Source organism: Sphingomonas sp. (assembly GCF_041661885.1).
In the GTDB taxonomy this organism is placed as follows: Bacteria; Pseudomonadota; Alphaproteobacteria; order Sphingomonadales; family Sphingomonadaceae; genus Sphingomonas.
The window spans coordinates 45,198-58,711 of the sequence record NZ_JBAZTL010000011.1; the positions used below are offsets into that span (position 1 = coordinate 45,198).

Annotated in this window: 15 protein-coding genes; all 15 read left to right on the forward strand. The window is 56.3% G+C overall.

Annotated features, from left to right (window positions below; genetic code table 11):
- Window positions 1-480 precede the first annotated feature (480 nt).
- The 15 genes from WC704_RS16745 to WC704_RS16815 all read left to right on the forward strand — a co-directional run bounded on the left by WC704_RS16745 (window position 481) and on the right by WC704_RS16815 (window position 13,453).
- Window positions 481-903 carry a YdaU family protein gene (locus WC704_RS16745; RefSeq protein WP_372891977.1) on the forward strand — a complete coding sequence of 141 codons (423 nt, stop codon included), beginning with the start codon at window positions 481-483 and terminating at the stop codon, window positions 901-903.
- Window positions 900-3,473 carry a DEAD/DEAH box helicase family protein gene (locus tag WC704_RS16750; RefSeq protein WP_372891979.1) on the forward strand — a complete coding sequence of 858 codons (2,574 nt, stop codon included), beginning with the start codon at window positions 900-902 and terminating at the stop codon, window positions 3,471-3,473. The genes WC704_RS16745 and WC704_RS16750 overlap by 4 nt, the downstream gene beginning before the upstream one ends.
- On the forward strand, window positions 3,460-4,365 hold the full coding sequence (locus WC704_RS16755; protein WP_372891981.1) for a toprim domain-containing protein: 906 nt from the start codon (window positions 3,460-3,462) through the stop codon (window positions 4,363-4,365). Before WC704_RS16750 ends, WC704_RS16755 begins: the two co-directional genes overlap by 14 nt.
- Window positions 4,362-4,817 (forward strand): hypothetical protein, encoded by a 456-nt coding sequence (locus WC704_RS16760; RefSeq protein ID WP_372891983.1) that lies wholly within the window; start codon window positions 4,362-4,364, stop codon window positions 4,815-4,817. The genes WC704_RS16755 and WC704_RS16760 overlap by 4 nt, the downstream gene beginning before the upstream one ends.
- Window positions 4,807-5,151 (forward strand): hypothetical protein, encoded by a 345-nt coding sequence (locus WC704_RS16765; protein ID WP_372891985.1) that lies wholly within the window; start codon window positions 4,807-4,809, stop codon window positions 5,149-5,151. Before WC704_RS16760 ends, WC704_RS16765 begins: the two co-directional genes overlap by 11 nt.
- Before the next feature lie 745 nt (window positions 5,152-5,896).
- Window positions 5,897-6,172 carry a hypothetical protein gene (locus tag WC704_RS16770; protein ID WP_372891987.1) on the forward strand — a complete coding sequence of 92 codons (276 nt, stop codon included), beginning with the start codon at window positions 5,897-5,899 and terminating at the stop codon, window positions 6,170-6,172.
- A 201-nt stretch (window positions 6,173-6,373) separates the two neighbouring features.
- Window positions 6,374-6,745: a hypothetical protein gene (locus WC704_RS16775; protein ID WP_372891989.1), complete on the forward strand. Its 372-nt coding sequence runs from the start codon at window positions 6,374-6,376 to the stop codon at window positions 6,743-6,745.
- 229 nt (window positions 6,746-6,974) lie between these two features.
- Entirely contained in the window at window positions 6,975-7,286 is a 312-nt protein-coding gene (locus tag WC704_RS16780; RefSeq protein ID WP_372891991.1) for a hypothetical protein, read from the forward strand.
- Between the two features lie 4 nt (window positions 7,287-7,290).
- Window positions 7,291-7,689 carry a capsid cement protein gene (locus tag WC704_RS16785; protein WP_372891993.1) on the forward strand — a complete coding sequence of 133 codons (399 nt, stop codon included), beginning with the start codon at window positions 7,291-7,293 and terminating at the stop codon, window positions 7,687-7,689.
- Window positions 7,686-8,498, forward strand: a complete 813-nt coding sequence (locus WC704_RS16790; protein ID WP_372891995.1) for a hypothetical protein — start codon at window positions 7,686-7,688, stop codon at window positions 8,496-8,498. Before WC704_RS16785 ends, WC704_RS16790 begins: the two co-directional genes overlap by 4 nt.
- The gene (locus WC704_RS16795) at window positions 8,498-10,234 is read left to right on the forward strand and encodes a hypothetical protein (protein ID WP_372891997.1); all 1,737 of its coding nucleotides are present in this window, start codon (window positions 8,498-8,500) and stop codon (window positions 10,232-10,234) included. Before WC704_RS16790 ends, WC704_RS16795 begins: the two co-directional genes overlap by 1 nt.
- A 322-nt stretch (window positions 10,235-10,556) precedes the next feature.
- Window positions 10,557-11,693 carry a hypothetical protein gene (locus WC704_RS16800; RefSeq protein WP_372891999.1) on the forward strand — a complete coding sequence of 379 codons (1,137 nt, stop codon included), beginning with the start codon at window positions 10,557-10,559 and terminating at the stop codon, window positions 11,691-11,693.
- Window positions 11,694-11,701: 8 nt separating this feature from the next.
- Window positions 11,702-12,382 (forward strand): hypothetical protein, encoded by a 681-nt coding sequence (locus tag WC704_RS16805; protein WP_372892001.1) that lies wholly within the window; start codon window positions 11,702-11,704, stop codon window positions 12,380-12,382.
- A 182-nt stretch (window positions 12,383-12,564) separates the two neighbouring features.
- Window positions 12,565-13,059 (forward strand): lysozyme, encoded by a 495-nt coding sequence (locus WC704_RS16810; protein ID WP_372892003.1) that lies wholly within the window; start codon window positions 12,565-12,567, stop codon window positions 13,057-13,059.
- Window positions 13,060-13,138: 79 nt separating this feature from the next.
- Window positions 13,139-13,453 (forward strand): hypothetical protein, encoded by a 315-nt coding sequence (locus WC704_RS16815; protein WP_372892005.1) that lies wholly within the window; start codon window positions 13,139-13,141, stop codon window positions 13,451-13,453.
- Window positions 13,454-13,514: the final 61 nt, after the last annotated feature.

Genomic DNA, 13,514 nt, shown 5'->3' on the forward strand with positions numbered 1-13,514 from the left:
GTTGTCGGTTTGATCTGTGGGGAGGATTATTAGACGCCTCTAACACGTTTGTCAATAGCCTCGCATAATTTATTTTCAACGGATATTTGACATTCGCATTTGACTGCTCTAATAATCCGTCCATGACTGATTCCGAAATCATTGACGCACTGGGGGGCACATTCGCTGTCGCGGAGCTGTGCCAAGTTAAGCCGCCGTCAGTCTCCTATTGGAGGACCGCCGGCATACCACCAGCGCGGCGCATGTATCTTCAAGCAGTCAAGCCGAACGCATTCAAGCCGAAACGCAAAGCGAAGAAGCGGTCTTGACGCGCTGAATTCTCAACTGTAAATTCCCGAAAGCGCCGTCGTAGGCGCAATGGAAGAAAATGGAAACTTTAACGATCAGCCGTTTGCAGAGAGCCTTTAAGGTGGTGCTGCGCGCCGCGCCTTCTTCCGGCAATTACGACCTCAGCAGACGGCTGTTCATTGAGGTTTCCTCGTGATTTGGTATAAGCACTACATCGGTGATTTCTCCCGAGATACAGGTCACCTGTCACCGCTTGAACGCGGCGTCTACCGCGACCTGATTGACCATTACTACGCGACCGAAGCGCCGCTTCCAATGGATCGAACCAAGCTCTATAGAATCGCCCAGGCCCACACCAAGGACGAGCGTGCTGCCGTGGATGCCGTGCTTCCATTCTTCAGTGAGTTCAATGGCGCCTACCATCACAAGCGGATTGACAAAGAAATCAAGAGTGCGGCTGCTCGTGGTGAGATAAACAGGCAGGTTGCCCTTGCTCGCGAGGCCACGAAACGTGCACGAATCGTGGACGAAACGTTTAACGAATCGTCCACGTTAGGGCAACGGATATCAGAGATCAGAGTACATACAAAGAAAAAGACCGGGGCAGGAAGATGAGTTTTAATCTAAGACCGTACCAGAACAAAGCCGTCGCCGACCTTCGCGCCTCACTCGCCAGCGGCCATCGTGCCCCGTTGCTTGTGGCCCCCTGCGGCAGTGGAAAGTGCCTCGGGGTCGATACGCCTGTGCTGATGGCTGATGGCACTACGAAGAAAGTCCAAGATGTGCTACCTGGGCAGCAGTTGCTCGGACCTGATGGCAAGCCCCGCAACGTGCTTTCAGTCTGCTCAGGGCGCGAGATGCTTTACCGCGTGACTCCGATAAAGGGAGATCCGTATGTCGTCAATTCAAGCCATATCCTGAGTTTGAAGTCACTACATCCACGGCACATCCTGACGCTATTCGATGGAACAATTGTTCGTGAGCACGAAGATATTGTGAACGTGAACGTCGAGGTTTTCGCCAAGAGTAACAAGACTGCTCGCTGGTGCTTGAAGGGGTGGCGGTCGGATGCAATCGAAGATTTCCATGGCGGTGACATGAGTGCTGCCAGGGTGTTGCCTCCATACATCCTCGGTGCATGGTTAGGCGACGGAACCGCGAGGCTTGCAGCTATTTCAAAGCCGCCTTGCGCGATGGTTGATGAATGGGTCGCCTACGGTACTTCGTTGGGTTATTCGATCAGGGAGATTAAGTCTGATTCAAGCCCATGCCCAACTTGGTTCATCACCGAAGGGCGGGATCGTGGCGGACGAAAAAACATCGTTCTTGAAAATCTTCGCGCGCTTGATGTGATTAGCAACAAGCACGTTCCTGACTGTTACAAATTTGGGCCTATGTCGGTTCGCATGGAAGTTATAGCCGGGATGATCGACAGTGACGGACATATTCACAAAGGCGGATGCGACTGGATTTGCAAGGATCAGCGCATGGCTGAAGACTTTGCATTTCTATGCCGATCAGTTGGTCTATCGTGCTACTTGAGTCAGCAGCGAAAGGGTATCGCTTCGACAGGATTCTCTGCGCTTTACTGGCGAGCATCTGTGAGTGGAGATTTGTCGAAACTACCTATGCGTGACAAGAAGGCTGAGCCGCGCAAGCAGATCAAACGGCATCTGGTCAGCGGAATCGAGGTTGAGCCCATTGGAGAAGGCGACTACTACGGCTTCGAGATTGACGGCGATAGACTTTTCCTGCTTGGTGACTTCACAGTGACGCATAACACCGTGATCCTGGCTGAAGTCATCCGCAGCGCCCAAGCTAAGCAGAAAAAGGTACTCTTCCTCGCCCCGCGCCGAGAGTTGATCCACCAGACCATCGAAAAGCTGGAAATGTGCGGCGTGCGCCCTGGCATCATCATGGCTGGCGACCACCGCGGCCGGCACAGTGACGTGCAGGTCGGATGCACCCCAAGCGTGCTGAGCCTAGAGAAGCGCCACGGACTGCCGAAGTTCGACCTGGTGCTGCAGGATGAGTCGCACATCGCCTTCGCTGGTGAGGGTGGCAAACTGCTGGAACGGCTCAATGCTCCGCGCCTTGGTTTCACCGCAACCCCATGCAACGCCATGGGCCTAGGCCTAGGTATGATCTACGACGACCTGATCCTTGGCCCGTCAGTCTCCGAACTGACTGACCTCGGCCATCTGGTGCCGGTGCGCTACTTCGCGCCCAGCGAACCGGATCTGAAAGGCATCAAGGTGACAGCCGGTGATTACAACCAGGCCCAGCTTGGCGCCCGCATGGACCAGCCGCAGTTGATCGGTGACGTGATCGAAAACTGGCTGCGCATCGCCAAGGATCAGAAAACGATCGTGGCCTGCGTGACGGTGGCGCACTCGATCCACATGCGCGACTCATTCCGCGAGGTTGGAATCAGGGCTGAGCATATCGACGGGACGACGCCGAACGAGGAACGCGCCGAACTGTTCCGCGCCTTCCGCCGTGGTGACTTCCAGGTGCTGTGCAACTGCCAGATCACGACCTACGGCTACGATGAGCCCAGCGCGACGTGCATGGTGCTGGCGAAGCCTACCAAGTCACTGGCGGTGTACTTGCAGATCGCTGGCCGCATCCTTCGCCCGTTTGATGGCAAGGAACACGCAACGCTGATTGATCATGCTGGCGCTGTGGCGAACCTCGGGTTTGTCGATGACACTTTCCCGTGGTCACTCGACGGCAAGGAAAACATCAAGGAACGGCAGGAGAAAGAGAAAAAAGAACCGAAGCCGATTACCTGCCGGGAGTGCAAGTCGGTATTCAAGCCGCAGCGCAACTGCCCCGTATGCGGACTTGATTGCAGCACACAACACGGTAAAGCGGTTGCAGCCGTGAAAGCAGACCTCGTGGAGATCGAGCGCGGCCAGAAGAAAAAAGCCAGCAAGGAATTCACGATGGAGCAGAAGAACCGCTTCTATCGGGAACTGCAATACGTGGCAGCCGAGAAGCGATACAAGCCGAGCTATGCCGATGCGGTCTACCGTGAGCGCTTCGGCGTGTGGTGTTCGGACAAAGGCGGGGCGCCGATACCGCCTTCACCCGAAACGCAGTCATGGCTGAAATACCTGAACATCAAGCGTGCAAAGCAACGCGAAGCCCAGCAGCGGAACGAATCCAATGCAGCTCACTGACCGCGCACAAGGCCGGTGGCCTGAGATCATCACCGCGCTGATCGGTGACGAATACACCAACACCCGGAAGCACATGAAGTGCCCGAAGGACCAGAGCGGCACCGACCGCTTCCGGTTCAGCGACAAGGACGGCAAGGGGCGCTACTTCTGCGCCTGTAGCGACGGCAAGAACGATGGCCTGGACCTGATCCAGTGTGTGAAAGGCTGCGATTTGAAGGGAGCGATTACGATGGTTGAGGAAGTGATTGGCAAGAGTGAGATGGAGCCGAAGCCGCGCCGCGCGGAAACCTACGGAGAGAGGTTGCTACGCACCAGCGAGACGCTACAGCGCAGCCGCTACCTCGAAAGCCGTGGGCTTGAAATGGCGCCAGGCCTGCGCTGGCATCGTGAGGTTGAGTACCGAGATGAGAACGGCGTCGTGACTGGAACCTACGCCGGAATGCTCGCCCCGCTTTACCGCGGAGACAAGCTCCTGACCTGCCAGGTCACGTATCTGGACAAAGGCAAAAAGGCCGACGTGCCGGTGAAGAAGAAAACCATGCCAGTGCCGGCGAACGCCACCATCAATGGCGCGTCGGTGGCCCTGTATCCGGCTTCTGAGACATTGGGCATCGGTGAGGGAGTCGAGACCTGCATCGCGGCCAAGATGCTGCATGATGTGCCGGTATGGGCAGCACTGACGGCGAACGGGCTGGAATCATGGGAGCCGCCCGAAGTGGCGAAGCACATCCTGATATTCGGAGACTTCGACTCAAACTGGATCGGACATGCTGCAGCCTACAAGCTGGCGTCCCGTCTTGTGCGCGCCGGCCGCACCGTTGAGGTGATGTTTCCGCCGAAGGTCGATACGGACTGGGCGGATCTGCTGCTGGAAATGAGGCCGCTCAAATGAGCCAGAAATTCATCCTCGAAGCCAAGCATCCGAACCGCGATAACGTCAAAGCGAACATGCACCGCTTCATCGACTCTCTGCCTGAGACGAAAAGCTGGGAGGCGGAGTTCAAACTTTACAGAAAGGACCGCACCGATCCGCAGAACAACGCACTATGGGGCGTGGCCTATCCGCCGCTGGCGAAGGAACTTGGCTACCAACTGCCAGAACTGCATGAGACATTCTGCAGGTCATTCTTCGGTGAGGTCACAGTAGAGATCGCCGGCCGCACCTGGACCAAGCCCCGCCGCACCACAACCACGAACGAGCAGGGCAAGCGCGACCTGATCAAGTGGGACGAGTTCAAGCGCTTCTACGCGCTGGTGCAGCAGACCGGGGCAGAGATGGGCGTTTTCATACCTGACCCGGATCCATTGTGGCGCCAGCATCAGGAGGAAGCCAGTGAAGGTTGAACTACCCCTACGCATCATCAACAGCACCAACGCACGCGAGCATCACATGGCCCGCGCAAGGCGTGTGAAGCGTGAGCGCGCGCAGATATCGCTGTTCATCCCGAACGGCATCAAGGTGCCATGCACAGTGACGCTAACCAGAATCGCTCCCCGTCCATTCGACAGCGACGGAAACGTGAGCGCTTTCAAGGGGACGAGGGATGCAATCGCGCAGAAACTCGGCATCAACGACAACAGCCCACTGGTGACGTGGACCTACAAGCAGGAACGAGGCAAGCCGAAAATGTATTCGATCAGGATTGAGATTGCACCAGATAGAAAGGAGTGTGTATGAAAATCAGGAAAATGAAGCCAGGCATCTACATCTTGGCGCACAACAAATCCACGTTCCGAATCGTTCGTGGTGACGGCGCAAAAGAATGGCGCATGACTCAGAGAACGGGGGGGCATCTTGTGTTTGAAGATGTCGCTACGTCGAAAAGTGAACTGCTTAGGCATATCCCGGACCTGTGCGCGCAGCAGGCGATAGTGTGAAGGATTATTGGCAACCGTTCGCTGGGATAACGCGCCAAGAGCATGAGGCATTGCCTTATAACGCGCGCAGCAAACACTCGAAGTTTGTGGACGAGCCGGAGACTTATCCGGCGGATCGGAAATATGGAACATGGCCTGATCGAAAGCCGCCAGAGATCACACCATGACCGCCACCTGGCTCCGCAAATAGAAAAGGCCCTCCATCTCTGAAGGGCCTTTAGCTGGGGGCTCCGACCTTGGAAGCCTGCGAGCAGACCACCAAGTTTTATCAGCCATGCGGCATGATCCTACGTGCGGCCGCCCAGCCCGCGTGGCGCGATCTTAAACTACTTCTTCTGGTATCTGTGCGGTGGCGCTCAAACGGGTTTATGATGGCTGTGGCTGGTGATCCTGTGTATGGCGCTAGCGGCGCATCTGTATCGGTGCAATCTGGACTGCAACGAGCGAACCGCACGATGGCAAACCCCACGGAGTAAAACAAACTGCGGACTCCACCCCCGTAGCCAGCCGCTACAAACCAACCACCACCAACAGGAGCAACAGAAATGTTCACAGTCAAGATTATCTATGCCAGCGGTCAAAGCGCACTCATGGAGTGCGTCCACGTCAACATCAGCAATGCTCGGAGGAACCTTTCGCTCATCGGACCAGGCGAAAGTGGCGAACTCCTAGAGCTTGATGGATCGGAAACGGTCTACATCGAGAATTCAAACGGGAAGACCGTAGACATTATCCGGCCTGAACGTGCGCCTGATGTCGGTATGACCAGCGATCAGACAGAAAGAAACCGGCGCGCTGGGTCAGGAAGCGTCAACTACTGATCCAACAAAAAGGCCGGCAATCGAGGATGACTGCCGGCCAACTCTTGAGTCGCAGCCCCAGGGGAGTAGGGCGGGTGCCATAGGGACACCGGAGTGCGACAGAACGAACCTACCACACCTTCCAGAAAGCAGAAAGCCCCGGCATTGCGCTCAGGGGCCTATGGTGTTACTTTTACCTCACCTTCACATCAAGGAGATCCGATGAATAAGATTCTGTTTGGGGCGTTGTGCGCTTTTGCGCTGGTCGTCAGTGTGATTGCGATGCCCGTTGAACGAAGTACGGCGACTGACGACCCGAGCTACGTGCTCAGCCACGACACCATGGCCAGCCCTTTCTCGCGCAGCGAGAACACGACTGCCGCCGCGGTGTTCCAGCATGATCTTGCCAATAGCCTTCCGATCACCTCGAACAGTTCGGACAGTGGCCCTTCTCCGGCCCCGGTCGAACATCCGTTGATCTCTGTCGCCGATCACGACGCGCGAATGTGGAACTCCCGTCTGAATCTGACTTCGCAGCACTACATCGAAAGTTCGCGCAAGTACGTGTCGCGGGCTGATCGCTGGCGTACTTAGACGAAACTCAGTGCCCTAAGCCCCGCCAAGTGCGGGGCTTTTTTCTATGTGCCCTACTGGAGATATTGCACAAACCATAGCCTCCCGCTATGCTCTGCCCACAACTTGCCGGAGCTGCGCCATGCCAATGATGCCCCCACGTATCGGTTCACTGCTGGCGAACAGCGCCCGCCCCCGCCGGGTAACCGGCCTAGCGACTCCGACGAGCCCAACGGCGAACATGGGGCGCATGACGGCCGCCCAGCGCAATCAGCGGGCGTTGCTGGCACAGCAGGCTCAGAAGCCTGCAGCGCCTACCGGACGGCCAGCAGTGGCCCAGCAGCAACCGGCGGTGATCCCGGCATCCCAGACCCGCAACCGCGGCTGGCAAGCAACAGCAACGCAGGCCGTGAAGCCGAAGCCGGTGACAAAGCCAAAGCCCATTGCGACGAGCCCGGTGGCCGCCCAGCAAAGCATGACACCGCCCACTGCCGGCGGCCTTGCCAGTGCAGCGCGGCCGGTGAACCGAACTACTGTGCCGGCGCCGAAGATCGTCCGGTAAACCAGTGTCATCCTCGCAGGCCCGCATCTCGAATGTCCCCCGCCGGCACGAGAAGCCGGTAAAGGACCAGCAGCTTGTCCCGGGCGTACTCAGCTATCCCGCGGTGGCCAACGTCGAGTTGGAAGCATTCAGGGCCGTGCGTGTGGTCACGAACACCGCAGACATCCCACTGGTCGGCTACGCCAACGCCACCCGCTGCGTTGGGCTCACGACTGCCAAGATCGCCCTCGGTCAGCGTTTCTCGGTAGCCTTCTCGGGAGTAGTGAGCAACGACGCCTGGGCCTGGACCGTTGACGCCGACGTGTACCTGAACGGCACCAATGGAGGCCTGACTACCACCCCGGGAACCATCAAGGTCGGGAAGACCCTGACACCCACCTCGATCCTACTGGTCTGCGTGTGAATCCAGAACTCCCAGACGACGAGGAAGAGGACTTCGACCTATTTGAAGGGGTTGAGGACGAGACTCTGGAGGAAGACATCCCAGAGGCCAATGAAGATATCCCGGAAGCCCCGCTCGGCGAAATACCTCCGACACTTGAATCGGCCGGAATTGATGCGCGAGGACACCTGATCCTTGGATTCGATGACGGCATGTCACTGGATGCTGGCCCTGCCCTAGGCCCCAGAGGCCCAAAAGGCGAACGTGGGGTCACGGGCTCGACTGGCCCGCAAGGAAAACTTGGAGCGCCTGGCAAAGACGGGCGCGCGGTATTCAAGGGTGACAAGGGCGAAAAAGGGGACAAGGGCGATCTCGGCATCAGGGGTGTCGCCGGTCCCCGCGGGCTGAAGGGTGAGATTGGATTCCGTGGAGCGAAAGGCGACAAGGGAGATACCGGCGCAGCAGGTGTGGACGGATCTGCAGGCTTGGACGGCGCCGTTGGACCAAAGGGTGACGCTGGCGAGAAAGGCGAGCCTGGTCCTGTAGGCCCTGTAGGCCCGAAGCCAAAGCACAAGTGGGAAGGCACCAAGCTATTCATAGAGCAACCCGATGGAAGCTGGGGCAAGCCGGTAGACCTGAAAGGCCCCATGACGCAATACCGCGGGCGCATGCAGCAATTGGGTGCTGGCGGGGCGCAAAGTCCGACTGTGCCGACTCCGCCAGAATTGTTTGCAGAGGACGTTGATCCATCCGTCGATTACGTTGCGCTCAACTTCAAGACTATCCCCGCCTACCCGATGTATAAAAGCATGCGAGTGTTCATCCCCTAATGGCCTGGTATGACGTTCTTCTAAGCATCGGCGGACTCAAGACCGATAGCACTACTGAGCCGATCAACTCGGATGATGCTGGCCGCTTGCAGGTGCTTTCAAAGCAAGGCGCAGCCGGCGCAGAGGCATGGCCGGTAGACATTCAGGGCGCGACTGTCAGCGTCTCGAACCTGCAACAGTTATCAGTCCTGACGATCATCACCGAGACAAGTTACAGCCTGCTTGCTGCGGCCTATTCTGAGTCCTACGCATTTGCCAATGATGCGCTATTGGGGTCAGCAGACCTTAGATTCTCGACGTCTCAGTCGCGTGATGTAACCGTCTCGTTGTCTGATGGGACGGTGATCTACTCAACTACGGTAGACACGTCAACTGACATTGCAATTGACTTTGAAGATTACGCAATTGATTCAGGACTGACGCTGACGGTTGCAGTTACTCAAACAGCCGGAGCCTGCTTACTGGATGCGACGGTAACAGCAAAGATCGGAACTGCTGCACTAGGCGGCAATCCGGTGCTGGGCGCATCGACTGCGCACATTGGTAAGGTTGGAATTGATGTATCTGACTCTGCTGCGGCTGATGCTTTTGGGCGCTTGCGAGTTAGCTCGGCCAAACCTCTATTTGATACCGTTCATCAATATGGAATCTCTGAATTCTGGGGATACATTGCCGCTACTGGCGGGACGATTACACACCGCCCGCTGATGTCTGGTGTTGAGCTTGGAACTACCTCTGCATCTGGTTCGTCAATCAAGTTCCAGACCCGTGAATACGTCCGTTATCAGCCCGGACTGTCGCATCTGATCCTAGCCTCCGGGGTGATGGGTGCCGCCGTTGCAAACCTTCGTAGGCGCGTGGGTTACTTCGATGATGAGAACGGAATATTTCTTGAGCAGAATGGGACGACTGATATTGCAGTAGTGCGTAGGACGAACACATCTGGAACGCCCGTTGATAATAGAGTCCTACAAGCTTCATGGAACATGGACCCGCTAGACGGAACCGGCTTATCTGGACTCACACTTGATTTGTCGAAGGCTCAACTACTGGTCATTGATCTGGAATGGCTTTCCGTTGGCCGTGTTCGCATCGGATTCGACTTCAATGGGAATGTTACCTACTGCCACCAGTTCAGACATGCAAATGTGATCTCGGTTCCCTACATGACCACGGCCAATCTACCCGTGCGTTATGAGATGACAAACACTGCGGCAACCGCTGGAGCAAATACGTTTCTGGCGATCTGTTCCAGTGTGGTCTCTGAGGGCGGACGCAATTCCTATGGGATCATGCGTAGCATCAATACTGGAGTTACGGCGCGATCTGTCTCTACGCAGATTCCGGTTCTGACGATACGAAACAAGGCAACATTCAATAGCATCACGAATCGCAGATTGGTAACTCCTAAGCGGATAGATATTCTTGCTAGCGGGGATATTCTTTGGTCGCTTTGGCATCGTCCTACTTTGACGGGCGCATCTTTCGTATCTGCTGGAACCGAGTCAATTGCAGAATACGATATTACGGCTACCGCGATGACTGGCGGTCACTGTGTTGCGTCGGGCTATAAAGGCACTGGTTCGGGCACTATTGAGGCTGGACTTGAACTTGAGAGGCTGGTGCTGACACTTGCTGCGGATGGTGCGCAAGACGATTTATTCACGCTGGCAGTTGATTCAATAACAGGATCAGCAAATGTCTGGGCGGCGATGATCTGGCGCGAGGAATCCTGATGAAAATTAGGAAGGATGGAGTGCTTGAGACACAGCCGGTCCGCGATGATTTCGCACTTGGCGAAGTCCTGCCAGATCAACCTGGGGCTGATGCAGTCCTGACGTTCACATTCTCTCAGCAAGCAGCGATGTTTTGGGTGGCAGTTGTTGGCTCTGCTGGTATTTGTAAGATAGACCACTACGGCGGGACACCAAGCTCAAGCAGCGGCATTCCGGTTGGGCCTGATGCGCCTAGCGCGGTGCTGCCGATACCAGATCCGGCAACAGTCGTGAAGGTCTATGCTCCGACTGGCACAACGGTTACTGTCTGGGGTCAGTTTAGGTGAAACTGTTTCCAGTCTTCGTTAAGAAGATCATTCAGATCATTTCTGGCGGCGCTGGAACCGAGATTGCAACAGGGACCGATACGCAGACCGATGCGTTTGTCGCCACAACTACGCAGGATACTGGAACAGATACTCAAGATGAGGGTTTCGTTTTCACTCCAATTGCGTCAACCGGAACTGAGACTGAAACCGACAACTTCGGATCATTTGAGACAACGGCAGCAACAGGCACGGAAACGGGAACAGATGCGCTGCAATTTGTCACGATTCTCGATTCAGGGATCGAAACTGAAGATGATGATTTTTCCTCAAGCTATACAATTCCGCAGGGAACCGACATGCAAGATGATGTTGCATTGTCTGAATTGACCGCCTTATTTCCGCAGGGATCAGACGCGCAGGCGGACGCATTGATATCTGCAATATTCAGCAACATATCGACCGGCTCGCAGACTATGACGGATGGAGGTGCTATCGACGCTTTCATCAATTCGACTGGCAGCTTTACCTTCACGCCTCCGATTACTGGAAACTACACAGTGGAGTGCTGGGCAGCAGGCGGAGGTGGCGGTCAAGGCGGTTCCGGCGCAACGAATTTAGGAAGGGGAGGCGGAGGCGGCGGCGGCGGTTATGCTCGTTCAGTTCTTGCGTTAACTGGCGGAACTCCGTATTCAGGATCAGTTGGAGCTGGTGGTGTCGGAGGAACTGGAGGTGGTGTCGGAGGAACTGGCGGCGCAGGTGGAGACACATGGTTTTCCAGCACATCAACGCTGTTTGCTGATGGCGGAATCGGCGGCGTAGGTGGCGGCACGCTAGGCGGGGCCGCTGGTGCTGCTGGGACTGCCAACATCGGAGACGTGACATTCAACGGCGGTGCGGCTGCGGCTGGATCAGTAGTTAGTTATGGCGGCGGTGGCGGCGGCGCTGGCGATGCAAATGCTGGTGGTGCAGCATCTACCGGAACTGGCGGAACTGGCGGAGCGGCTGGCGGAGGAGCTGGAGGAAGCGGGTCTGGTTTTGACGGCTTAGTATCTGGCGGCGGCGGCGCTGGAAGCACAAATAATGCGTTAGGAACCGCCATAAACGGCGGCAAAGGCGCACGCGGTAAAATGCGAATCACATTCACTTTGTAGGAGTAGACATGAACATTGCACAGAATTACTCGACTGGCGGCGTTTCTGCTGGTGTTAAATGGAACGGCGTAGTTCAGCTTCAGCGCGGCGATGTTGGTGCGCTAATGCGGGCTGGGTTGATTGCCGGGAATTCGGACAATATCCGCCAGATCATCGAAGGCTGGGATATTGAATGTCACCCAGCAGACGATCAGATTATCCTGCTGCCGAAAAAGAACCTAGTTGTTCAGATTGGTGTTGCCCGCAGCCTTGATCGATTATTCCAGATCAGCGGTGGTTCTGGCGTTTCCCCGCTTAACTCGCTAACGCAAGAAGTGGTGCGAATCGGCGTGGACAATGGCACAACGAACCCAACGGGCACCAGCGTAAGTAGCAACACTGGCGGCGGAACGGACACTGGCGCCAGCACGCAAACCCTTCGCACGTTCAACAGCGCGGCGACCAGGGCAAGCCTTGTCGTTAGCGCGACCGGAACCTTCAATGATGCGACTACTGGCGGAATCGGCGCCGTTGGCTATGCGATGAAGCGGCTATTTTTGAGCGCGCACACAGCCAATATCACGAACACCACGGCAGCGGATAGCGACGGCACGCTCTATTCGATGACCAATGTTTTTACGGTAGATTTTACGTCGATAGCGACGTGGAGTGCGAATTTCAGCGCAACGGTCACCGGTGCAGGCACTTAAATGACAAGCATTTCAGCCACAATTGAAGGCACCGTCAAGATCACTCCGGATAATCCGGCTGATCTTCAATCGCTGTATGAGTTTGCTCTGACGAAATCGTCCAGCGTCACGAAAAATGACGTTGACGGTTACATCGTAGTAATCGAATCAGATTCGCGGGCGATAGAAACGGCATAGTTACTATGAGAATAAGCCAAGACGGCGTTGATCTGGTAAAGCACTTCGAGTCCTGCGCGCTCGTCGCTTACCCAGACCCGAAGACCAAGGCAGACCCGTGGACCGTGGGCTGGGGAGCCACCGGCAAGGATATTGAGCGCGGCACGCACTGGACGCAATACCAGGCAGACCAGCGGCTCGAAAACGATCTGCTTGAACGTGAACGTCAGGTGTCAGCGGCAGTCACGATCCCGCTTACTCAATGGCAGTTTGATGCGATGGTTTCGATCGTGTTCAACGTCGGCTCCGGTAGCACAAAGCGCGATGGGATTTTAAGGCTCAAAGCCGGTGGCCCATCCACGCTGTTGCGCAAGCTCAACGCCGGAGACATCCAAGGTGCGAGCGCGGAATTCATACGCTGGATCAGTCCCGGAAGCGCCGTCGAGAACGGACTGCGCCGCCGGCGCGTAGCCGAAACTGCCTTGTTTAACGGCAAGGACTGGCGGAAGGCTATCGCATGATCTCCTTCATCATTGGCCTGCTCTTTGGTGTGTCAGTCATCTGCGCATTCATCGCGTGGGTCATATCGAGGGCGCTCGCGTGAGCATCACACACGTCGTAGCCGGGATTGCTGGCGCAGCCAAGTTCTCAATATCAGTCCTGGTGCTGCGTGCTGGCTTCATGGCCCTGGGTGATGAAGCTGCAAAGCTCCGCCGTGCATTTCTATTGACCGGCTCGATGCTGATTGCGGATGGTGCGTATTTCATGCTAATGGCTTTGAGAGCGCCCAAGATCGTGCTGGCAATCTGGCTAGGGGGAATTGCCACATGGTCTATCGTGCTGGCGGTTTGGCTGGTATTGCGAAGAAATGAACACCGTGAGGCACTTTACAAGGGAGTCATAGAAGATGGCTGATCCAACGAAGCGACGCCTGCTCCGCTGGCTGGCAACATGCGGGCTGATCCTGCTTGGCGCT

Excerpts from the sequence above, each read along its gene's own strand:
- WC704_RS16810 (WP_372892003.1), top strand. The coding sequence starts at position 12,565 with ATGAGAATAAGCCAAGACGGCGTTGATCTGGTAAAGCACTTCGAGTCC.
- WC704_RS16770 (WP_372891987.1), top strand. The coding sequence starts at position 5,897 with ATGTTCACAGTCAAGATTATCTATGCCAGCGGTCAAAGCGCACTCATG.
- WC704_RS16775 (WP_372891989.1), top strand. The coding sequence starts at position 6,374 with ATGAATAAGATTCTGTTTGGGGCGTTGTGCGCTTTTGCGCTGGTCGTC.
- WC704_RS16795 (WP_372891997.1), top strand. The coding sequence starts at position 8,498 with ATGGCCTGGTATGACGTTCTTCTAAGCATCGGCGGACTCAAGACCGAT.
- WC704_RS16780 (WP_372891991.1), top strand. The coding sequence starts at position 6,975 with ATGACGGCCGCCCAGCGCAATCAGCGGGCGTTGCTGGCACAGCAGGCT.
- WC704_RS16760 (WP_372891983.1), top strand. The coding sequence starts at position 4,362 with ATGAGCCAGAAATTCATCCTCGAAGCCAAGCATCCGAACCGCGATAAC.
- WC704_RS16750 (WP_372891979.1), top strand. The coding sequence starts at position 900 with ATGAGTTTTAATCTAAGACCGTACCAGAACAAAGCCGTCGCCGACCTT.
- WC704_RS16755 (WP_372891981.1), top strand. The coding sequence starts at position 3,460 with ATGCAGCTCACTGACCGCGCACAAGGCCGGTGGCCTGAGATCATCACC.
- WC704_RS16805 (WP_372892001.1), top strand. The coding sequence starts at position 11,702 with ATGAACATTGCACAGAATTACTCGACTGGCGGCGTTTCTGCTGGTGTT.